The 21,884-nt window shown below is 35.7% G+C and carries 18 protein-coding genes; 11 read left to right on the top strand and 7 right to left on the bottom strand.

From position 1 onward, the window contains the following. Entirely contained in the window at window positions 1-1,185 is a 1,185-nt protein-coding gene (gene ydeE / locus HMPREF3129_RS05455) for an efflux MFS transporter YdeE (protein ID WP_004251204.1), read from the bottom strand. 262 nt (window positions 1,186-1,447) lie between these two features. Here ydeE and accA point away from each other — a divergent pair, with 262 nt between their 5' ends. Beyond that, window positions 1,448-2,410, top strand: coding sequence for an acetyl-CoA carboxylase carboxyl transferase subunit alpha (gene accA, locus HMPREF3129_RS05450; protein ID WP_004251201.1), 963 nt, complete (start codon window positions 1,448-1,450; stop codon window positions 2,408-2,410). A gap of 72 nt (window positions 2,411-2,482) precedes the next feature. Further along, on the top strand, window positions 2,483-3,370 hold the full coding sequence (locus tag HMPREF3129_RS05445; RefSeq protein WP_004242940.1) for a LysR family transcriptional regulator: 888 nt from the start codon (window positions 2,483-2,485) through the stop codon (window positions 3,368-3,370). A 3-nt stretch (window positions 3,371-3,373) separates the two neighbouring features. On the opposite strand, the gene HMPREF3129_RS05440 is transcribed toward HMPREF3129_RS05445, so the two are convergent. Further along, window positions 3,374-4,876 (bottom strand): MFS transporter, encoded by a 1,503-nt coding sequence (locus HMPREF3129_RS05440; protein WP_036918315.1) that lies wholly within the window; start codon window positions 4,874-4,876, stop codon window positions 3,374-3,376. Window positions 4,877-5,030: 154 nt separating this feature from the next. Between HMPREF3129_RS05440 and HMPREF3129_RS05435 the strand changes: the two genes are divergently transcribed. Both HMPREF3129_RS05435 and HMPREF3129_RS05430 read left to right on the top strand, forming a co-directional pair. Continuing rightward, the gene (locus tag HMPREF3129_RS05435) at window positions 5,031-5,627 is read left to right on the top strand and encodes a TetR/AcrR family transcriptional regulator (RefSeq protein ID WP_012367925.1); all 597 of its coding nucleotides are present in this window, start codon (window positions 5,031-5,033) and stop codon (window positions 5,625-5,627) included. Between the two features lie 433 nt (window positions 5,628-6,060). Next, window positions 6,061-7,065: a hypothetical protein gene (locus HMPREF3129_RS05430; RefSeq protein ID WP_036918316.1), complete on the top strand. Its 1,005-nt coding sequence runs from the start codon at window positions 6,061-6,063 to the stop codon at window positions 7,063-7,065. Between the two features lie 133 nt (window positions 7,066-7,198). On the opposite strand, the gene HMPREF3129_RS05425 is transcribed toward HMPREF3129_RS05430, so the two are convergent. Next, window positions 7,199-8,797, bottom strand: coding sequence for an ABC-F family ATPase (locus HMPREF3129_RS05425; protein ID WP_036918317.1), 1,599 nt, complete (start codon window positions 8,795-8,797; stop codon window positions 7,199-7,201). Window positions 8,798-9,048: 251 nt separating this feature from the next. Here HMPREF3129_RS05425 and HMPREF3129_RS05420 point away from each other — a divergent pair, with 251 nt between their 5' ends. After that, on the top strand, window positions 9,049-9,504 hold the full coding sequence (locus HMPREF3129_RS05420) for a YaiI/YqxD family protein (protein ID WP_004251194.1): 456 nt from the start codon (window positions 9,049-9,051) through the stop codon (window positions 9,502-9,504). Window positions 9,505-9,560: 56 nt separating this feature from the next. Beyond that, window positions 9,561-10,961 (top strand): amidohydrolase, encoded by a 1,401-nt coding sequence (locus HMPREF3129_RS05415; RefSeq protein WP_036918318.1) that lies wholly within the window; start codon window positions 9,561-9,563, stop codon window positions 10,959-10,961. 76 nt (window positions 10,962-11,037) lie between these two features. Here the strand turns inward: HMPREF3129_RS05415 and yidZ are convergent, their stop codons facing one another. From yidZ to HMPREF3129_RS05400, 3 genes are all read right to left on the bottom strand, one after another. Then, entirely contained in the window at window positions 11,038-12,009 is a 972-nt protein-coding gene (gene yidZ, locus HMPREF3129_RS05410; protein ID WP_070486882.1) for an HTH-type transcriptional regulator YidZ, read from the bottom strand. Continuing rightward, the gene (locus HMPREF3129_RS05405; RefSeq protein ID WP_020945656.1) at window positions 12,002-13,186 is read right to left on the bottom strand and encodes an MFS transporter; all 1,185 of its coding nucleotides are present in this window, start codon (window positions 13,184-13,186) and stop codon (window positions 12,002-12,004) included. Before HMPREF3129_RS05405 ends, yidZ begins: the two co-directional genes overlap by 8 nt. Before the next feature lie 125 nt (window positions 13,187-13,311). Next, window positions 13,312-14,103, bottom strand: a complete 792-nt coding sequence (locus HMPREF3129_RS05400) for a helix-turn-helix transcriptional regulator (protein WP_036918319.1) — start codon at window positions 14,101-14,103, stop codon at window positions 13,312-13,314. A gap of 92 nt (window positions 14,104-14,195) precedes the next feature. Here HMPREF3129_RS05400 and HMPREF3129_RS05395 point away from each other — a divergent pair, with 92 nt between their 5' ends. Beyond that, window positions 14,196-15,602 (top strand): MFS transporter, encoded by a 1,407-nt coding sequence (locus HMPREF3129_RS05395; RefSeq protein ID WP_004248074.1) that lies wholly within the window; start codon window positions 14,196-14,198, stop codon window positions 15,600-15,602. Window positions 15,603-15,803: 201 nt separating this feature from the next. Here HMPREF3129_RS05395 and mnmH read toward each other — a convergent pair whose 3' ends face one another. After that, window positions 15,804-16,892 carry a tRNA 2-selenouridine(34) synthase MnmH gene (gene mnmH / locus HMPREF3129_RS05390; protein WP_036918321.1) on the bottom strand — a complete coding sequence of 363 codons (1,089 nt, stop codon included), beginning with the start codon at window positions 16,890-16,892 and terminating at the stop codon, window positions 15,804-15,806. A 303-nt stretch (window positions 16,893-17,195) separates the two neighbouring features. Between mnmH and HMPREF3129_RS05385 the strand changes: the two genes are divergently transcribed. The 4 genes from HMPREF3129_RS05385 to HMPREF3129_RS05370 are packed head-to-tail and all read left to right on the top strand — an operon-like array spanning window position 17,196 to window position 21,836. Next, entirely contained in the window at window positions 17,196-17,477 is a 282-nt protein-coding gene (locus tag HMPREF3129_RS05385) for a YtcA family lipoprotein (protein ID WP_004242955.1), read from the top strand. A 3-nt stretch (window positions 17,478-17,480) separates the two neighbouring features. Further along, window positions 17,481-18,521, top strand: a complete 1,041-nt coding sequence (mdtN, locus tag HMPREF3129_RS05380) for a multidrug transporter subunit MdtN (protein ID WP_070486879.1) — start codon at window positions 17,481-17,483, stop codon at window positions 18,519-18,521. Beyond that, window positions 18,508-20,364, top strand: a complete 1,857-nt coding sequence (locus HMPREF3129_RS05375) for an FUSC family protein (protein ID WP_036918323.1) — start codon at window positions 18,508-18,510, stop codon at window positions 20,362-20,364. Before mdtN ends, HMPREF3129_RS05375 begins: the two co-directional genes overlap by 14 nt. Next, window positions 20,361-21,836: a TolC family protein gene (locus tag HMPREF3129_RS05370; RefSeq protein WP_036918325.1), complete on the top strand. Its 1,476-nt coding sequence runs from the start codon at window positions 20,361-20,363 to the stop codon at window positions 21,834-21,836. The genes HMPREF3129_RS05375 and HMPREF3129_RS05370 overlap by 4 nt, the downstream gene beginning before the upstream one ends. Window positions 21,837-21,884: the final 48 nt, after the last annotated feature.

The raw sequence follows: 21,884 nt of genomic DNA, 5'->3' as shown, positions 1-21,884 counted from the left end.
TTAAGCAGCTATTCTTTTTTCACTGTAGTTCATACCTTGCAACATACAAAGCCAAGCTAGTACTGCGATCCCCATTAAAATAGCGAATAACGAAATAGGGGGCAAGGTTGTCAGGATATAACCACTAGCAAGTGGATTTAATGCAGCACCTAACCAACCTAGAGATTGTGCAGAGAAATAACTTGCTTTCATTCCTAACGGCGCAATATTATCGATCATCATATACTCACCAGGTGCATAAATCAGTTCACCAAAGGTAAATATTGCTATCGCCATTGCCCAGAAAATTAAATTATCACCCGCCAGCATAAAGCCCGCTAATCCTAAGATAAAAAAGAGTGTGCCTAAGGTCATTAATTTACGTAGTCTTTCAGCAACCACTTGTTTACCGACGATATATTGTAATGAGACGACAATGGCCGCATTGACGGGGAGGATCACCGCAATAGCAGATTCAGCCAATTTAGCATCATAAACAACTAAAAGGTATTGCGAAATACACGAAGCAAATGTACCAAAAGTTAATGTGCCAAAAAAAGTTGAAAGCACAAACCAGCCTAATGCTTTATCTTTTAGCATTATTTTCGGATCCCACTTTACACTATTTTCTTCTGTGGAATGGTCTACCACTGAACGTTGCACAAAACATTGGATCATAAATAAAGGAATACTGGCGGATATTGCAGCTAACCAAAAAGGTAATTGAGTACCATACATTAATAATAATGTGCCAATAGGTGGGCCAACCGTCCACCCGATATTAATAAAAGTATAGTTTAGTGAAAATATTTTAGGCTTTGCTGATATTGATAGAGTTTCAGAAAAATAAGCTTTCAATACCGTAGAAAAGACTAAATAGGAACAGTTAATAATTGAGAAAAAGATAACCACTAAAATAGTACTATTGACCATTGGGATAGCAGCAAATGCGATAATAAAGGTAATAATAGAAAAAGCCATATAACGCTTTTTTTCAAATTTATCTGCCAGCATACCAAAGGCAAGGCTGAAAACTATCCCCGTAGTCAGTGAAATAGACATTGCGATACCAATATCATCAACAGGCAATTTATATTGTCGTGATAAGTATATCGCCATAAAAGGCAGTGTTGCACCTCTTCCTATAGTCAGAATAAGTGATGAAAACAGTAGTGCAGTTGTAGAACGAGATTTTTTTGAGAACATATTATCATTTTAATTATTTGTATTAATGGATTATTGTTGTGTTTGGTGATTTTCTGGTGAAAACTGTCCAGCTGTATATTTATACATAACTTATAAATAACTGTATAGAGATAAAAGCTAGAAAATAAATTTTTTTAACCACTACCTATTTTATTATCCCATTTTTGATAACACTGTTTATCAAAAATATCTCTATAACAATAAGTTAGTTTTCTCTAGACTAAATAGTTTGATATAACCCGATTTAGCTAAGAGGCAAATTATGTCTATTATTCATCTTGAATTTGAAAAGCCTATTGTTGAATTAGACGAGAAAATAGATGCATTACTTGCATTTAAACAGTCTCAAGATGAAACAACGGCAGTTGATATAGACGAAGAAATCGCCAAACTTCGCCAAAAAAGCCTTTCATTAACACGCTCTATATTTTCTGATTTAGGGGATTGGGAGATCGTACAGTTAGCACGTCATCCTATGCGCCCTTATACATTAGATTATATCAAAGCTATTTTTACTGATTTCCAAGAGTTGGCCGGCGATCGTGCTTATGCTGATGATAAAGCGATTGTTGCAGGGTTAGCGCGTTTAGATAGAAAACCAGTGATGATTATCGGTCAACAAAAAGGGCGAGATACTAAAGAGAAAGTAAAAAGAAACTTTGGTATGCCATCACCAGAAGGTTATCGGAAAGCATTACGCCTGATGAAAATGGCTGAACGCTTCCATTTACCAGTGATTATTTTTATTGACTCCGCGGGTGCTTATCCGGGGGTTGGCGCTGAAGAGCGGGGGCAATCAGAAGCCATAGCACGAAATATTCTTGAAATGTCCCGATTAAAAACACCGATAATTTGTACAATAACAGGGGAAGGTTTTTCTGGTGGTGCATTAGCAATAGGTGTGGGGGATCGAGTAAATATGTTGCAATATAGTACTTATGCTGCCATATCGCCCGAAGGCTGTGCCTCTATCTTATGGAAAAATGCTGATAAAGCGCCTATTGCCGCCCAAACCATGGGAATGACGGCACCTAAATTACAGGCATTGGGTATTATAGACTCGATTATTCCTGAACCATTGGGAGGCGCACATCGCCACTACCAGCAAGCGGCTGAATTCGTAAAAAAACAGCTCCTCGCAGATTTAACAGAATTGAATCGTTATTCTAAAGAAGAACTGCTTGAGAAACGTTATCAAAAATTAATGTCCTATGGTTATTGTTAATTCTTTTCAAGTGAGAGAACAATCAATGTTACACTGCCTATATTCAATACTCCCCATATAGGCAGTATTTTTATGTCAATTGACCTTAATTTATTACGTATTTTTTCTGCGGTTGCAGAGCAAGCACAGTTTGCCAGTGCTGCACGATCACTTTCTATGCCAACATCTAATGTCAGTAGGGCAATAAAACAGCTAGAACAACAGCTTAACTGCCGATTAATTGATAGAACCACGCGAAAAATGCGTTTAACTGAGCAAGGGAAAATCTTGTATCAGCAAGCCAAAAAGACCTTATATGAATTAGATAATGTTGTAGAACATATAACGAGTGATGGCCCATTAACAGGAACCTTTAGACTCACGATACCCAGTGAATATGGTAGTGAGTTACTTGCCGATATTTTAGCGGATTTTGCTGCACTTCATCCTAACTTAACCATTCAATGTGATACGCAGCTAATGCCAAGAAATGTTATAGAAGATGATATTGATTTACTTCTAACATTTCATCGTGGCCAATTAGCCGATAGTAGCTACCATTCACGTCTCATAAAGTCGTGGCGTAGTATTGTTGTTGCCTCAGAGAGCTTATTAGCAAAAACGGGTATCCCTACAGATATTGAACAACTAAGCCAATTACCTTGTATTTCCAGTTTAAGTGCATTAGAAGGGCAGCCGTGGATCTTTATTGATAAAGAGCAGAACCCTGTAAAAGTGACAATTAATAGCTGTTATCGTGTAAATAGTGCTATCTTAGCCAAAGCTGCCGTATTAAAAGGTTTAGGTTTTGCTATTTTAGCTGAACATTGTTGCCTTGATGCGATAAAGGCAGGCAAATTGCGAGCTATTTCTTTTCCTCAACAGCCCGCATCAATTAGTTTAGTCGCGATATATGCAAGTCGTCGTTCGCTTTCACGTAATATTGAACATTTTCTTGCATTTTTAACTCAGCGTTTATAATAATTAATCCGCTATCTGCTGAGAAAGTGCACCTTGTTTCTCTTTGCAAGGAAAAAGCATAATAAACAGAGTAATAAAACAGGAAAGTCCTGCGGTTAGCATGGCATAGGCAAATCCTGAATTAAATGCTTCAGGTAATAGGGCAACCAACTGATTATCTAGGGAAGCGGTTTTATTTTCTGTTACTAACGTAATAATATTAATCTGTTCTGCCACTATTCCTAATGCTTGACTTTGTATCATCATATAATTAATTGCTTGCTGTATCATTAATGTACCTAATAACGCAATTCCCATTGTCATACCGGTTTGTCTTAATGCATTCATGGTTGCAGACGCCATGCCCGAGCGAGACGGTGCTACACTTTTCATCACTAAAACTCCGATTGCGGGTGTCGCTAATCCCATTCCTGCACCTAAGATAAATAAATAGCTTCCTGTTATTGCGTAAGGGCTATTTGTTGCTAATGTTGCCAATAAACAAGAAGATATTGCAATCAACAAAAAGCCAAAGATCATTAATTTTCTGACAGATATATAACGAGAGAACCGTCCAAATAACATAGAAAAAAGAGCCATGGCGATAAACTCAGGAGCCATTCTTAAACCTGTTTCTAATGCACTCCAGCCTTGTGCTTTTTGTAGGAAAAAAGCGATAAAAAAGACATTACTATAAGTGGCAAATCCCAAAGTAAAAGAGGAAAGGTTATATTGGAAAAACGAGCGATCTTTAAATAACGATAGCGGTAATAACGGGCGTTCAATACGTTTTTCGACTATAACAAACAGGGTAATAAAAATCAGACCGACAATTAATGCGAATACAGTACGATAATCAGACCAACCTACAGAGCCAGCTTCAATAAAACCATAGGTTAGTAAACCTAATCCCAAGATACTGGTTAATTGTCCTAGGGGATCTAACGCAACATCCTCAGGATCGGCACTTTCACTTAATCCATACCAGCCTAGTAATACTGTAATAGCACCAATAGGAATATTAATAAGAAATATACTTGCCCAACCACTGGCATGAACTAATGCACCACCAAGGATAGGGCCAATAATCAGCGATAATGCACTAACCGAAGACCAAATACCAATAATACGGATACGTTCAATATCAACAGGAAAGGCATGTGTAATAAGTGATAATGCGCCAGGAATAAGGGCTGCAGCTGCAATACCTTGGATAATACGCCCAAGGATTAATATTTCATGTTGTTGTGCAATAGCACAGATAAGGGAGCCTAGAGTGAAAATAATCACCCCCCAGAGCCACACTTTTTTTCGTCCGAAACGATCACTTAATGGCCCTGAAGACAAAATACAAGCTGATAGACATAGTGCATAAGCATCCACAATCCACTGTAATGTAGCCATATTGGCATTAATATCATTCTGAATAGTAGGTAGAGCAACATTGACGATACTAATATCAAGAGTGGCCATAAATGTGCCTAAACAGATAGCACAAATAAGTGACAACCGTTTTGTATAACTCATAAGTTTTATTACCTTTATGGTGAAATAATAGTAGTATCATAATATCCGACTGACCGTCGGTCAATCAATTGATGATAATAAGTTTCATTTACGGTTATTGTGGCTATTCTCAATATGGAGTACCCTTTAACAGCCACTTAGAGGGAGATGAGCAATGTCATTAGAAGAAAAAAATATCGATAAACCAAGAACAAAGCCAGCCGAAGTTCGTTTAGAAGAGTTAATGAACGCCGCAGAAACACTATTTCTTGAAAAAGGATTTGATGCCACAACCGTCAGCGATATTGTAAAACAAGCGGGGGTCGCTAAAGGAACGTATTATCACTATTTTACGGCAAAAACAGATATTCTCGACGCACTGCGAACTCGATATATGGATTGGTATATTGATAAAGTTGAGCAAGCAATGGCAAGCTGCCAAATTCAAGATTTTCGCGCTAAATTAAAACAGTGGTGTGAAACTAGCGTTATTGCTTATGTTGAAAAACAAGAATTACACGATATGCTTTTTCATCAAGTCTTTCATCAAAGCGGTAATATTCATGAAAATAGAGCGCTACAGCAGTTACAAAAGATATTAATGGGGGGGACAGAGAATAAAACGTGGCAAGTCCTACAGCCTGAATTAACCTGCACGCTTATTTATCATGGTATGCATGCTGCCGTTGATAATTTAGAACACAGTACGGAATACACATCACAAACATTAGGTGCGCTATTATATCGACAATTTACACAATTATTAAGTTAACCAGACTATTAAATAATGAATATTCGGGTTGTTGATATAAAATAAGCGTGACACTGTCACAAAAAAGAAAATTGGGCGCGATTAACAACCGAAATCATTTGTGGTGTTTCTAATATTGTTGCATCACTTTTATACGGTTGTCTGTTTCTTAGCAACATAACCATAAGGTAGGACTTCAAAAGAGCAACATGATAATTTCATCAAAAATGAAAGGGGATTATGATTGACTCGTGGTTGGTAACATACAACAACAGAATGTTAAATTTCAAACAAAAAAACATGTATTAATCTTTATATATTTAAATACCACATGAAATTAATATTACCTATATTTTTAATATAATGATGTAATTAAAAGATAAAATAAAATATTTTCCCAATATAAATAAAGAGAAGCATTTCAATTAATATGTAATTATCATTAAGGTGTTATATGAGTAAATTAACAATTGGTGGAGTAAATATATCAACTTCGCAAATAAACAAATTATCACACGCATCTAAAGCTAGAGATGCAATGTCTATTTGGGAAAAAATAAAAGATTGGTTTAATCATGGTCAAAAAGAACATGTGCTTAAATTACTTTATCATACCTATTTCAATCCTAAAAATTCAATATTTGATAAGGTTGATTGCTTTGCAGAATTATATTCTATGACAGGGGCGCAATATAAAGATAATTTTCATTTATATTTAAAAGATGGTTATGATTTAAAAATGAAATTTGTTATAAAAAACGTTTATAATGGTGAGGTATTATTAGATAATTTAATTAAAGACATGATGGATCGGATACATAATAAAAACCCAAGCATAGAAAAAGACATAGGAAATATAAGAAGTTATATAAGAAGAAGACTACATGAAATTCCTAATTATGTTAATTATGATATTAATCAATACAATTTCTATTTATCCCAAATAAAAAATGACTTACTACCAAATAATTATTTTAACGTAGAGCGTTATTTGGATGGTGTAACAGATTTTGTTCGTTTATATAATATAAATAATTATAGAATTAGTGTAGACGATAAAATTGAAGATCGTTGTAAATTACAAAAACTTATGAATATAATACAGCATATCGATATAGAATATAGAAAAAATATTCAAATAAAACTTTTGATGAATACTGTTTCTTTAAATATAAAAGATAAAAATTCAAAAGAGTTTTTGAATTTAATTAAAATCAAATTATTGTCATTCTGCAATCCTCATGTAGATATAGTAGAAGGATTTATAGAACATGGAATGGAAACTTTATTTAAAGATGAAAACAAAAAAGAAAAAGCCTGTGGATCATTAAGGAAAGCTATTATTGATTATAACTATCCATTTATTAGAACACTTGAATTCAATATTACTGATGAGACTATAAATAATATTTATATAAATAATATAGTACCAAGTGAATATATCTCCTTCCGCCAATAACAAACGCCCATAATTACAATGAATTAAGTGACAATAGCTACAGCTATAACTCTATCTTTAAATAAAATAAAGGCTTGGAACGTAAAATAACACCAAGCCTTTTATTTTTTATATTAATAAATAAGGGGGGGTACTAACCATCAATCCCTTTCTTAGCCAAGAACTCATCATAAGTGCCTTGGAAATTAGTCACTTTTTCAGGCGTAATTTCAATAATGCGGTTAGCCAATGAGCTGACAAACTCACGATCGTGAGAAACAAAAATTAACGTCCCTTGATAGAGTTCTAACGCCATATTCAGTGACTCAATAGATTCCATATCTAAGTGGTTGGTAGGTTCATCCATAATCAGAACGTTTGGTTTTTGCATCATTAATTTACCAAACAGCATTCTGCCTTTTTCACCACCAGATAATACTTTGACTGATTTTTTAATATCATCTTGTGAGAAAAGAAGGCGACCCAATACACTACGCACCGACTGTTCATCATCTTCTGGCTTCATCCATAAACTCATCCAATCGAAAACGGTCATATCAACTTCAAAATCAGTGGCATGATCTTGTGCATAATAACCTATAGTGGCATTTTCAGACCATTTAACGCGTCCATTATCAGGCGTTAATTCACCCACTAATGTTTTGATCATGGTTGATTTACCCACACCATTGGTGCCTAAAATCGCCACTTTTTCGCCCACTTCCAGCATCATATTTACGTCTTTAAATAAAGGCGTATTTGCTTCATAACCTTTAGCAATATTCTCTACTTCTAACGCATTACGAAATAATTTCTTCTCTTGCTCAAAACGAATAAAGGGATTTTGTCGGCTGGAAGCTTTAACTTCGGTTAATTGAATTTTTTCAATTTGTTTTGCACGCGAAGTGGCTTGACGAGACTTTGATGCATTAGCACTAAAGCGGCTAACAAAGGATTGTAATTCACTAATTTGTGCTTTTTTCTTTGCATTATCAGCGAGTAAACGTTCACGCGCTTGTGTTGCCGCTAACATATACTCATCATAATTACCTGGGTGAACTGTTAATCCACCATAGTCAAGATCGGCCATATGAGTACACACCATATTTAAAAAATGGCGGTCATGGGAAATGATGATCATAGTGCTATTACGTTCATTTAATGTTTGTTCTAGCCAGCGGATCGTATCAATATCTAAGTTATTCGTCGGTTCATCAAGTAATAAGATGTCAGGATCAGCGAATAGGGCTTGTGCAAGGAGCACACGTAGTTTCCATCCTGGCGCCACTTCACTCATTGGGCCATTATGTTGCTCAAGTGGAATACCAACGTTTAATAATAATTCACCGGCACGTGATTCAACGGTGTAACCGTCCATTTCACCGAATTTCACTTCAAGATCGGCAACACGTAAACCCTCTTCTTCACTCATTTCCGGTAAGCTATAAATACGTTCACGCTCTTGTTTAATTTCCCATAACTCAGCGTGCCCCATAATTACCGTATCAAGCACGGTAAACTCTTCATAAGCAAACTGATCTTGTTTTAGCTTACCCAAGCGCTCATTAGGATCAAGGAATACGTTACCGCTAGTAGGCGTGAGATCACCACCGAGAATTTTCATAAAGGTGGATTTACCGCTGCCGTTAGCACCGATTAAACCATAGCGATTACCGCCACCAAACTTAACAGAAATGTTTTCAAACAGTGGCTTCGAACCAAACTGCATAGTGATATTATTACTTATTAACAAGACGAATACTCATGATTAGTGAATGATAAAGATAATGGGGCGGCATTATGCCATAAACTTACCCCATTAAGACAGTAGAGTAAGGTTAGTCGATGACTTATTTTACGATATCATGCACTTTTACGCGTTAATCACTTAACACTTAACTCAAAAAGACTATGTGATTTATCTGCTTTAAATAACGATATGAGTGGGAATGTGTTATTTTAATAGGATTAATTTTCAAAAAGAAACAATCAAAGAGAGTTACTATGCCGATATGGGTTGATGCTGATGCCTGTCCTAAAGTTATTAAAGAGATACTTTATCGGGCAGCAGATAGAGAAAAAGTGGTGATCACTTTTGTGGCAAATCAGCGATTAAGTATACCCGCATCGCCTTATTTGCGCACATTGCAGGTTTCTGCAGGTTTTGATGTGGCTGATAATGAAATTGTACAACGTGCAAACCAAGATGATTTGGTGATCACTGCCGATATTCCTTTAGCGGCTGAAGTGATCGAAAAAGGGGCTATTGCGCTAAATCCTCGAGGTGAACGTTATACAGAGTCAACAATCCGCGAACGATTAAATATTCGTGATTTTATGGATACGATGAGAGCAAGTGGCATTCAAACAGGAGGACCGGCAAGTTTATCACAGCGCGACCGGCAACTTTTTGCTAATGAGTTGGATAAATGGTTACTACAGCAAAAACGTAAAAAATAATAAATTATCAATAAAATAATAAACTTTTGAATATTCTTACCATCCGAGAGGTAGTTATGTCATTTTCTAAATCAATGCTTGCACTCGCTGTTATGGCGGTTTCTTTTACTAGTCACGCAGCCAAACAGGCTGATTTAATGATTGTCGATGGCACAGTGTTAACAATGGACGCACAAAATCAGGTTATCGAACAAGGAACGGTTGTTGTAAAAGAAAATAAAATTATCGCCGTTGGGGGGCCTGAGTTAACACAAGAATACCAAGCCAACAAAGTGTTAGATGTGGATGGTGATATCGTGATGCCAGGATTAATTAATACCCACACACATGCATCAATGACGGTTTTTCGCTCTTTAGCCGATGACGTGCCAGACCGATTACATCGTTATATTTTCCCTTTAGAAAATAAAATGGTGTCTCGCGATATGGTTCGCGTGGGAGCAAACCTCGCCAATGTTGAAATGGTAAAAGGGGGAGTAACTACCTATGTTGATATGTATTATTTTGAAGATGAAGTTGCTAAAACGGTTGATAAGATGGGAAATAGAGCCATCTTAGGTGAATCAGTGATTAATTTTCCGGTGGCTGATGCACAAACCCCTGAAGAAGGCATTCAATATGCTGTCAATTTTATTAATGAATATAAAGATCACCCGCGTATTACTCCTGCCTTTGCACCTCATGCACCTTATACCAATACCACAGAGAACCTGCAAAAAATTGCTAAACTATCGGTAGAGCTTGATGCTCCTGTGATGATCCATTTAGCAGAAACCGATAGAGAGAAAGAAGAAATTGCAAAACGAACCGATGGTAAAAGCCCAGTTCAATATATGGCAGATATTGGCGCTTTAAATAATAAAGTCATTGCCGCTCATGCGATTATGGTTGATGAGCAAGATATTGATTTATTAAAGAAATATGATGTAGGTGTGGCTCATAATATTAGTGCTAATACCAAATCAGCCAAAGGTGTTTCGCCCGTTGTTGCCATGCTAGAAAAAGGTGTTCGTGTTGGTTTAGGGACTGACGGTCCTATGTCGAGCAATACACTCACAACGATGAATGAGTTAAATTTAGTAGGCAAAATTCATAAATTAGAGAATAAAGATCGCGCCGCAATGCCACCATTAACCGTCGTTGAAATGGCAACAATAGGCTCAGCCAAGGCATTACATATGGAAGATAAATTAGGCTCTTTAGAATCGGGAAAACTTGCTGATATTATTGTTGTTGATACTAAAGCACCTAATATGGTGCCTATGTATAGCCCATATGCAGCATTAGTTTATGGTGCGAATGGAAGTAATGTTCGTCATACCATTGTAGATGGTAAAATTTTGATGGAAGATCGTCAGCTGTTAACCGTAGATGAACAAGCGATTATCAGTGAAGCTCAAAATTTTGCGAATAAAGTACGTCAAACCGTTGTTGATAGTGGTGAAGTCGTTAAATAGATTATACTAATATAGCGTTAATAAGTTTATAAAAGGTGATTTGATATCAAATCACCTTTTTTATTATTTTAAACTATCAGATATCGGAGGTTTGTTGGTTAATACTTTTTCTTATTGTATTTCTTAGCCATATAATTTTTGTATTATGGCTATTACGCTTATGCCATAACAAAACAAAAGGTAGATGAAGCTGTTCTAAAAACACAGGGGGGAGAGGGATAGGTAATGTTACAATATCGGGAAAATGTGTTTTTACATAATAACGACAATATCCTGGTGCACAAGTAATTAATTGATGGTCAGGTTGAGATATCATAAAAAGAGATTGCTCAAAAGAAGTATAAGTAATTGCTATCTGACGACTTTTGTTCATTTCTTTTAAGATATTATCCAAAGCCCAATGACTTTGTTTGTCATATTCTGTACTCACCTGAGAAAACGATAAAAAATTATTAAGATCCCACTTCATTTTCATTAACGGATGATTTTTGTGTAGATAAACGAGTGGGATATCATCAAATAATATTTCATAATCAATCACATCAGGAAGTAGCTCTAATAACTCTTTTGAGCGTGAATAGTATTCACGTCCAACAAGCCCAATATCAACTTCTCCATCAATAATATTAGAAAGGGAATTATATTCCCAATTTTTTATCTGAAGTGTGGATTTTGGGTAATGAGATAATATTTGTTGTGGTAAAGAAGGTAACATGACCTGATGTAACGGTGTTTCTAAAACTAAATTAAATTTAAGTCCAACAGGAACTTCTGTATTACGTTTATTGGCTATATGGTGGCTAATATTAATAAAATCAGATAAAGAATCTTCAATACTTAACGATAATGGTGTTGGGATCAACCCTTGTGGACTACGGATAAAAAGAGGATCATCAAACCATATCCTTAATTTGGCTAATGCTTTACTCACAGCAGAAGGAGAAATGGATAACCACTTAGCGGCCAAGGTGACACTGCGCTCCTGTAAAAGAATTTGAAATATGACTAACAAATTCAAATCAATTCTATGTAATGGTTTGCTAGACATTATATTTAACCTTTTTTTGTTCTGTGAACCGAGGAAAGCATAGAAAAAGAGTACCTACAATACAACTGATAAATAAAATAACCACCAACATATTTATTGAGGATACTTCAATCCACCCCATTACCCAAATATAAAGTGAAGAAAAACTTAATTGTGAAATACCCAGCACAGAGCTCGCAACGCCGGCTCGTTGGCTAAAGGGAGAAAGTGCTTGGCTCATAATAATCCCAAATAATAACGCAAATCCTGAGCCGCATAATGCAAAGGTAATAAAAAACCAACGCATGTCACTCTTTTTCCCTATAAAAAGGAAAATAATACCTATTCCAAAACATATAAACCCTACTGATAAAATATGCTTATAGCGGTATTTCATTAATATTTTTGGCATTAAAAAAGAAATGGTCATACTTATCATTGCTAATGATGTCATTAATATTGAATACTCTCCTGTTGAATAATTCATTTGTTGCATCACTACAATAGGGGAAATATTGACATAAGTAAGAATAACGGCCATTCCTAAGCAGGAAATAAGTAAACGACTTAAAAAATAGCGAGTGAAAAAAGAGTCTGTTGTTGGTTTTATTACAGATAGATTTACTTTTTTATTTTTAATTTCTTTTTTATGGTAGGTCTCTTTTATCCCCAAAAAACAAAAGATAAAAACCAATAGGGAATAAGCCCCCATAAGATAGAACATCATTGACCATTCGCAATATAATAAAATAATAAAGCCTAGAACAGGAGCTAATACCGGAATAATGCAAGTAATACCATTTATCATAGAAAGTACTTTAGCACGTTGTTGTTCTGTTAATGTGTCTCTTAATATCGCAAAAGTAACAACGTAACAAAAACCTGAGCCACTACCTTGAAAAAATCGTGAAATCAAGAACTGTTTTTCCGTTATCGAAAGTCCAGCACTTAATGACGCGAAGAAAAAAATCAGAGTACCAAATAAAATAACAGGCTTACGACCTAAATTATCACTGCACCATCCAGCAATTAACATGGATGACACCATTCCCATCAAATAAATTGAAAATGCATGGTGCAATGTCACTTCAGAAGCATTTAAATCGCTAGCAATTGCTGTTAATCCAGTTAAGTATAGATCAACACCAAGAGGATAAATCAATACTAAAAAAAAACTAAAAATAACATATTTAGTCATAAACCACCTCGTTTTAGAAAGTGGCATTCTAGTAACTAAAAAAAATAAAACCTAATGATAAAAGAGCAATCGCTTATTTCCATAATGGAAATAAGCATGCTTTTAGTTTTTATATCCTTTATTTTCTACTTATCTTTAGGGATATACACTAAAATTCGATTATATTTTTCTAAATCAAATGCTAATGAGGTGTATTCATAACGCTCGTTTTTACCAGCAAAATTTAATGTTCTTACTCCATCACAGGGAGGGTAGATCTCATGTTTTTCCCACATATGCTTAAATTCTGGTGATGAACAGTTTAATTTAGCAATTAGCTTACGAATATTTGGATCATTTTTAGCTCTTGCATGGTCACGCCGGAAACTAGCAAGTAATCTATCCGCTGTATGCTCCCAATCATTGATGCGTGTTTTGTATCTAGGATCCATAAATAACAAATAGAGATAATTACGATTTTCAGTACAGTAGTCCGAAAAATGGAAGTATAGATCTGCTTTTTGATTATAAGCTAAAACATCCCAGTGTAGATTTAAAACATAGCAAATATATTCTGGAGGAAAGTCAGCTAAAATTTTTAAAATCGTATCAGGAACTTGGTATTCCACTATGCCGGTTTCTGTCGGCTCTCTCATATGTGATAATAAGTAAAGATGCTGCCTTTCTGCGCTATTTAAGTGTAAAGCTGTCGCTAAATTATCTAGAAATTGACTTGATACTCCAATATCCCGCCCTTGTTCAAGCCATGTATACCAAGTTAATCCGACACCAGAGAGTGCAGCTACTTCCTCTCGGCGTAAACCAGGAGTGCGTCGACGCCCTGTACCAGGTAAACCAACTGACTCAGGTGAAATACTTTGTCTTTTAGTACGTAAAAAATCAGCAAGATCGGGGCGTGTTCTTTTTCTTTCTGTCATAGGCTATTGCTTTTAGTAATAGTATAAATGGTTAAATTGTATCAGGATAAACAACTTATTATAGTCTTATTTTTTCATCATTGAGATAAGAAATGAGCAAACAACAACGTATCGCTTTATTTGTTTTATTATTAGCTGGATTCGTTACTATCTTTGATCTATTTGTCGTTAATGTCGCTATAGTTAATATTGAACAAACACTTAACGCCACACTCACCGAACTCACATTGATTATTGTCGGATACGAATTAGCATTTGGCTTGCTATTAATCACAGGTGGACGATTAGGTGATATTTATGGACGTCGAACACTCTATCGCTTTGGAATGTTTGGCTTTACGTTATCATCTGTATTATGTGCAATTTCTCCAAGTGCTGTTTTACTTGTTATTGCCCGTTGTTTTCAAGGACTAACTGCAGCCTTGTTATTCCCTCAAGTATATTCAAGTATTCGCCTTAATTTTGATAGCTCACAAGCCAAAAAAGTATTCGGCTTACTTGGTATGACGTTAGGTGCTGCCGCTATAGCAGGGCAAGCCTTAGGTGGATTATTAATATCATTAAATATATTTGGGTTAGCGTGGCGTACTATTTTTTTGATAAATCTTTTTATTGGTGTGATCGCATTATTTTTTTCGCGCTATCTTACCCAAAATGAATTATCCGATCATACCAAATTGGATATAGGAGGAGTCATTTTATCTACACTTAGTATATCATTTACGTTATTACCATTGTTGATGCTTCCTATCTGGCACTGGCAATGGTTTAGTTCATTATTTTTTCTTGTTGGAATAAGTCTATTAATACTATTTTTTTGTTATGAAAAAAAATTAAAATACCAAGGGAAGCAACCTCTATTTGATCTGATACTCTTTACTAATCATCAATATGTTATTGGGCTCATTATTGTTGTTTTTGTTTATTCAACATCATCTGCTTTTCCTATGATAATGTCGATATTATTACAAAGTGGGTTTAATCGTACGGTTTTTGATTCTGGCTTAATGTTTGTTCCTGCAAGTATCGGTTTTATACTTTCCTCTTTATTCACACCGAAGTGGATCAAAAATATTGGCGAACATGTTATCTATTGGGGCGCAGTCTGTTATGCCTTCAGCTATATTTTGCTTATTTTAGGCGTCTATTATTTGATTACCCCTAAGAACACTACATTAATTATTCCTTTCTTATTGTTAGTTGGCTTTACACAAGGCATGATTATGACTCCTATGCTGAATTTAGTGTTAGAAAAAGTGAAGCCTGAACTTGTAGGGATTGCTTCCGGATTAACGGCAACATTACAACAAATTGGGGCTGCTATAGGGGTAACATCTGTTTCCATCATTTTGCAATTTAGCCTCACACAGGTTATATCAAGGAATATAATTGAACATTATAAGATAGCGTTTAGTTTTAGTATGTTGTTTAATTTTATAATGGCTATATGTGCGGCTTTTTTCTTGAAAAAAATAACAAACCATAAGAATACGTTATAAAGTTAGTCATCTTGTTATACGTTTTAACAGAACTATTTGGTTATTTTACTGTTTGTGTAAAAGAAGTGAATAGTCGTAGAACTAAGAATATTAATTGTCAGTTAACTCTTTTGATTTAGAGAAAATAGTGCTTTTTTAACAAAAATAATTAACCCCCAATATCTATTGGGGGCTTTATTTTAGTACAGAAAATCTAGGGAGTTAATGGTTAGCAAACCATTGTTCAACTTCTTCATAGCTACCCGTATAGATAATTTTATCTTGTTTTTTACTTAACTGGTAACGATACATAGGATCGTAATATTCTTTTAGTAAAGGCGATAACCATGAAAAATGCACTTCTGTATTCGCACTTATTTTTTGTGCGGCTAAAGCATTATCAAGTAATTGAGTTAACTCCGCGGCTCTTTGAGCACCTAATCGACGTCGAATAGCATACAATCCATGATGCAAATAATCACTGTATTCTTGCCAACCTTTTTCTTCACCATACGCTTCAATAAAGTCATGAGTCATACGATCAAAATATTCTTCTTTGAGTCTTGCCATACGCCGCTCAAATGGATCATCCACCACAACCAAATGGGCTGTTGCCATTTGTATACGCAAACTTTCCGGTAAACCATTAGCACCTATAGCACGGCCTTCGTCTTCGAGTACCCAGCGCGAATGATAAGGGGATTTTTTTAACATATCGACAGCAAGGTAGTTTTCGAAAGTCGCTTGAGCAAACTGAGCCTCAATAGTGCGACCAAATGAGGAGCCTCGATGATGAGCGAATCCTTCTAAATCAATTCCCTCTGGTAAAGAGCGTACTAAGGTTGTTTTACCATTACCTGTACAACCACCAATTAAGATAATAGGGCGTTGTACTAGCTCATTGGTCATTTCGATCGTCGCTTGTCTTAACGCTTTATATCCACCTTCAATTAAAGGATAATCGATGCCTATTTCAGCTAACCATTTTTGAACAATGTGTGAACGCATACCGCCACGAGCACAGCAAATAAATCCGGAAGGAAAACGCTCGCAAGCCTCGCGCCAAGCAGCAACACGATGTGCTTTTATCTCGCCTTTAACTAATTGATGCCCCAACTCTACCGCTTTTTGAGAGCCATGTTGTTTGTAGCAAGTCCCTACAGCCGCACGCTCTTCATTATTCATTAAAGGTAGATTTATTGCGTTGGGCATCGCTCCTTGATTGAATTCTATTGGCGCACGAACATCAATAATCGGTGTTTCATTGGCAAGGAGTTGGCGTATATTTTGAGCAGAAAGCGTTGATTCCATAATAAAAACTATAATATCTAAACAGGCAGAAAGATTGTCTACTATACTCTTAAAATTACCTAATAGCACACACAGAGCATGTTTTTGTGAGTAATAAAATCAAACTCTATTTAACCAGCACTGCGGCATTATTTTGAAAAGTGTATTTAAAATAAAGAAAATTGAATTGATCATAAATAATTCAACTACAATAACCTTATGCTATTTTTAGCAAAATAATATAAGTCACTTTATTACAACTAAAAATATTATAGTATTGATAGCTATGAATGGATTTAATCATAAAATGATAGGTGCATTACCTTGAACTTAATAAAAAAACATCATCGAATTATCAGCTTAACTGTGATGACTGTATTGTTGACGGGCTGTTCACAAGGGCATTCTCCTTTTATTCCTATGCTAGGTGCTTATTTTCCCTATTGGATGTTATGTACATTTATTGGCCTATTAGGTGCTTTTTGTCTACGGGTTTTACTTATCTACTGGGGAATTGATGATAAATTGCCAGTACCTTTGTTATTTTATTTTGCGATTATGTTATCAATTTCTTTAACTATCTCCTTACTTTATTTTACTTATTAAACTATGGATAAAAAAATTAAAAAAAGCCTAGCACGCGTGATCACCATTATTGTTTTTTTGATAACGCTCATTTTATTATGGCAAAGTATTCATATATCGGCATTAAATCCTCTTAGTGAAGATGCCATCATTGATGCAAATAAAATTAATATCTCAGCCTCGGTGCCTGGACGCATTGCTGCTGTTTATGTCAAAGAAAATAGTAAAGTCAAAAAAGGCGATTTACTGTTTACACTTGATCCCACAATGTACGCACTCAGGGTAGAGCAAGCAAAAGAGCAACTACAGATTGCACAAGCGACATTAAGCAATAAGCAACGTATTATTATTGCGGAAACATCCAATTCAGAAGTGGCACAAGAGCAAATAAAACGTGCGCAGGTCAATTTATCATTAGCCACACAATCATTAAATCGATTAGAACCTTTATTAGCAAAAGGCTTTGTCACAGCACAACAAGTCGATGATGCTCGGACGTTAAAACATGATGCTGAAGTGACATTAAAACAAGCACAGAAACAGAATGAGGCATCTGAAGCACTTATTAATAATACCGATTCAGAAGAAGCATTAGTCAAGTCATTAAAAACATCGCTTGCCATGGCAGAGTGGGAGTTAAGTAATACTGAGGTAAGGGCGCCAAGTAATGGATATATCGCTGAGGTCGTTTTATCTCCCGGTGAATTTATTTTGTCAGGGCAATCTGTTTTTACTTTAATTGACTCTGATACTTGGTTTGCTTCGGCTTATTTTAAAGAGACAGATTTAAATAATATAAAAATTGGTAGCTGTGTGGTGATTTACTCCATGATTGATAATCAACACCCCATTAAAGGTAAAGTTGAAGGAATTAGTCGGGGAGTCATGTCGACCGATCTGATTAATATTCCAAGAGACTTACCTTATGTACCTAAATCATTAAATTGGGTTCGGGTTGAGCAGCGTTTTCCTGTCAAAGTCATTATTACTGAACCACCAGAAGCACTCATGCGCATCGGTGCCACTGCTACTGTAAATATTGTACCTAACGATGATGACTGTTAAATCTTCGCTGATAGCAAAACAAGTCAAACAAGATTTATTACCTTTTGACTATCGATTCGCCACTACGTGGCGCATAGCGTTACTGTGTGCCTTAATGGCCGTGATCGCTATGGTTTATGAAATTCCTGAATCAGCAATCAGCTGTTATTTAATTATCTATTTGATTAAAGCGGATGCGGTACAAAATATATTACTCTCCCTTGGGGTCATTATTTTATGCTCCATTGTGGTTGGTGTGGCGTTAGTACTGTTTAATCTCACTATTCAAAATATTATTTTACGCTTCTTTTTTATGGCTTTTTTCTCAGCCATTTTTATGTATTTAGCTTCAGCAAGTAGTCTTGGTGATATAGGCAATTTAGTTGCTTTGGTGATCGCCTTTTTAATGACGCTAATTGAAGATATCCCATTTGGTGATGCTGCAACCAGAGGATTGCTTTATGCGTTATTAATGGCCGTTTCGCCGATGCTATTGGTGATTGTATTCAATTATTTTTTTGGTATTAGCCCACGGAAATTACTGCTTAATAAAATTTCAACGCGCTTTATGGCAGCCCATGATTTTTTCTTAGGGAAAAAAACTAACCAGATAACGCTGAGTGAAATACTAGGAACACAAGCAGAATGCCAACGTTATTTGATGGTTATGAAAATCCTTTATCTATTAGGTAAAGAAGATATCCAATGGTTAGAAAACATGGTTGATAACTCCTATGCAATATTAGTTATGTCAATAACAATGGATGACAATACCTCAACATCGTTACGTTTTATGTTAGCGAAAAGATGTAAATATATTGCGGACTGTTTTGCCAATCACTCGTTAGATAACATTAAAGATAGTGTGCAACGTTTTCAGCCAATAAAGAGAATCGCTTTATTGGATAAATTTAATACTATTTTGCTAACAAAACGAACCACTAAACCCATTAAAAAAGCCACACCCTTTTTTGTAAGCGATGCATTTAGTAATCCTAATCATAAATACTTTGCTATTAAAACAACTCTTGCCGCTATTTTATGTTATTTGTTTTATGATTATTTTAAATGGCAAGGTATCCATACAGCGATGATCACTTGCTATGTGGTTGCACTTACTTCAGTGGGCGAAACGGTTCATAAACTTACACTAAGAATAATAGGGTGTCTGATTGGCGCATTAATTGGCATGATCTCACTGCTTTATATTATTCCTAATATTTCTGATATTTTTCAGTTGATGGTATTGATCTTCTTCTGTCTTTTACCTGCAGCCTGGGTTGCCGCCGGTAATGAACGTATCTCTTATGCTGGCGTACAAGTAGGGTTAGCCTTTTTGCTAACGACACTACATGGCTTTAAACCGAGTTTTGATATGGATGTGGTTTCCGACCGTATTTTGGGTATTTTATTAGGCAATATTGTTATGTATGTCATTTTTACTCGAGTCTGGCCCGCGAGTATCGTCAATACAATATACAAACAGCTCGCCACGATTTTAGATGACTATACAAAGTTAAGATGCTCTGCCAATAAAAGTGAGTGTTTAGATTTAGTCGCCTCTATTAATGAGACTATTGCACAATCTAAAGATAATATTGATTTACTGCTGTTTGAGAGAAAAGATAAAGAAAGAAACAAAGTATTCACCTTGTTTTTTAAACAGTCATTAAGCAAGATTTCTTACATCAGTCGCCATAGTTATGCTGATAGGTTTATTTTTGATGATAATGGTGAGTATTCCGATACACTGCCTTTATCTCCAGATGATTTTAAGAAAAATGTCTTAACTGAAGAAATAAAGATGTTGCCCATCAATGAAAGAGAACAAGTATTTAAACAGTTAATAAGAGAAAATAAATGATGATAAAATCGGCCATTAATCATAAAAAATATATTCTATCATCGTGGTTAAGTTTATTACTTGTTGGATGTATTGATACTAGCGATTATGGGAAATACTCAGCACAACAACCGATGCCTTATAATAATACAAACTATATGGCAGCCTCTGAGCAATACCTCGCCACACCTCAGCAAGAGCAAACCACTAAAACGAGCTATGGATTGGCCGAACTTATCGATCTTGGTCAGCAAAATAATCCTGAAACACGGATTGCTTGGTTATTAGCGAAAAAATCAGCCACCGATATTGGTATGGTAGAAAGTACTTATTTGCCGATTATTACCGCAACAGCATTGGCAGGCTATCAAAGAGGAAAAGTAGATTTACCCGCCAATCCAATTGTTGATGATATTAAAACATCAAACAGTGCTTTTATTCCAGCGTTAACCTTTAGATGGCTTATTTTTGACTTCGGTAAACGAGGAGCTTTAGCCGATGCCGCTAAACATGCTTCTTTGGCAACAAACCTTAATTTTAATCTGATGCATCAAAAAATAATTCATGATGTTTCTGTTGCCTATTTTAGTTATGGTGCGGCCCTTAAAAAAGTCACTCTTACCCAAGAGGCACTGCAAAGAAGCAACGATATTTTATATGCCATAGAGCAAAAACGTGCGCGGGGATTAGCAACCGTATTAGATGTTGCTTTAGCCAAACAACAAGTTGCCCAAGTAGAATTACAACATGTGTTAGCTAAAGGTCATGAAAAAGATCAATATCAGTTATTACTGTCTGCAATAGGTGTCTCTCCCTTTGAAAAGATAAAAGTGAATTATGATAATGACGCGCGCTTACCTGATGATATTTCCCCATTGACTCACGATGTGATAAAAAAAGCGTTATCACAACGCCCTGATATTTTAGCTCACTATGAATTAGAGCAAGCGGCATTAAAAACGGCACGCTCTGTTGAATCTGACTATTTTCCTAAAGTGTATCTCGCCGGTGCTCTTGCTGGTGGTTCGGGGCATTTTGATGTTCAGGGGTTACCTGAAATTAGCCAACGAACTTCATCGTCGAATATTTTAATTGGCGTGAGTATTCCCTTATATGAAGGGGGCATGCGTCAGTCGCGAATGAGCAATGCTCAATCAGATATCCAATTAGCACAAGAAAATCTGCGCAAAAGCCAAGATACGGCAATCAAAGAGATCTCTCTCAGTGAGAATGCGTTAAGATCGGCCCTTGAAGCAAACAAAGCGGCTAAAAATCTCGTTGATACCGCACAATTAAGTTATACCGCCAGTGTCGATTTTTTTAACAATGGACTAGGTACAGTAACGGAGATTAATACCGCAGAAATTGCACTATTAAATGCGCAACTCTCACATATAGATGCTTATACAGGTTCATTAATTGCCGCAGTAGATTTAGCCTTTGCTTTAGGGGATATTGATCAGGGCTTACCTAATATACACCTTGATAAATAGAGATAATCACCTTATAAAAAGGGCTGCCTATCAAATAATAAAGTAATA

It is taken from the genome of Proteus sp. HMSC14B05 (assembly GCF_001808035.1).
Lineage (GTDB): Bacteria > Pseudomonadota > Gammaproteobacteria > Enterobacterales > Enterobacteriaceae > Proteus > Proteus mirabilis.
Note: the sequence above shows the minus strand (reverse complement) of the source record. Positions and strands in the feature narration are given on the sequence as shown.

What these genes read in the sequence shown, in the direction of transcription:
- ydeE (WP_004251204.1), bottom strand. Translation starts at nt 1,185, where the DNA reads ATGTTCTCAAAAAAATCTCGTTCTACAACTGCACTACTGTTTTCATCA.
- accA (WP_004251201.1), top strand. Translation starts at nt 1,448, where the DNA reads ATGTCTATTATTCATCTTGAATTTGAAAAGCCTATTGTTGAATTAGAC.
- HMPREF3129_RS05445 (WP_004242940.1), top strand. Translation starts at nt 2,483, where the DNA reads ATGTCAATTGACCTTAATTTATTACGTATTTTTTCTGCGGTTGCAGAG.
- HMPREF3129_RS05440 (WP_036918315.1), bottom strand. Translation starts at nt 4,876, where the DNA reads ATGAGTTATACAAAACGGTTGTCACTTATTTGTGCTATCTGTTTAGGC.
- HMPREF3129_RS05435 (WP_012367925.1), top strand. Translation starts at nt 5,031, where the DNA reads ATGTCATTAGAAGAAAAAAATATCGATAAACCAAGAACAAAGCCAGCC.
- HMPREF3129_RS05430 (WP_036918316.1), top strand. Translation starts at nt 6,061, where the DNA reads ATGAGTAAATTAACAATTGGTGGAGTAAATATATCAACTTCGCAAATA.
- HMPREF3129_RS05420 (WP_004251194.1), top strand. Translation starts at nt 9,049, where the DNA reads ATGCCGATATGGGTTGATGCTGATGCCTGTCCTAAAGTTATTAAAGAG.
- HMPREF3129_RS05415 (WP_036918318.1), top strand. Translation starts at nt 9,561, where the DNA reads ATGTCATTTTCTAAATCAATGCTTGCACTCGCTGTTATGGCGGTTTCT.
- yidZ (WP_070486882.1), bottom strand. Translation starts at nt 12,009, where the DNA reads ATGTCTAGCAAACCATTACATAGAATTGATTTGAATTTGTTAGTCATA.
- HMPREF3129_RS05405 (WP_020945656.1), bottom strand. Translation starts at nt 13,186, where the DNA reads ATGACTAAATATGTTATTTTTAGTTTTTTTTTAGTATTGATTTATCCT.
- HMPREF3129_RS05400 (WP_036918319.1), bottom strand. Translation starts at nt 14,103, where the DNA reads ATGACAGAAAGAAAAAGAACACGCCCCGATCTTGCTGATTTTTTACGT.
- HMPREF3129_RS05395 (WP_004248074.1), top strand. Translation starts at nt 14,196, where the DNA reads ATGAGCAAACAACAACGTATCGCTTTATTTGTTTTATTATTAGCTGGA.
- mnmH (WP_036918321.1), bottom strand. Translation starts at nt 16,892, where the DNA reads ATGGAATCAACGCTTTCTGCTCAAAATATACGCCAACTCCTTGCCAAT.
- mdtN (WP_070486879.1), top strand. Translation starts at nt 17,481, where the DNA reads ATGGATAAAAAAATTAAAAAAAGCCTAGCACGCGTGATCACCATTATT.
- HMPREF3129_RS05375 (WP_036918323.1), top strand. Translation starts at nt 18,508, where the DNA reads ATGATGACTGTTAAATCTTCGCTGATAGCAAAACAAGTCAAACAAGAT.
- HMPREF3129_RS05370 (WP_036918325.1), top strand. Translation starts at nt 20,361, where the DNA reads ATGATGATAAAATCGGCCATTAATCATAAAAAATATATTCTATCATCG.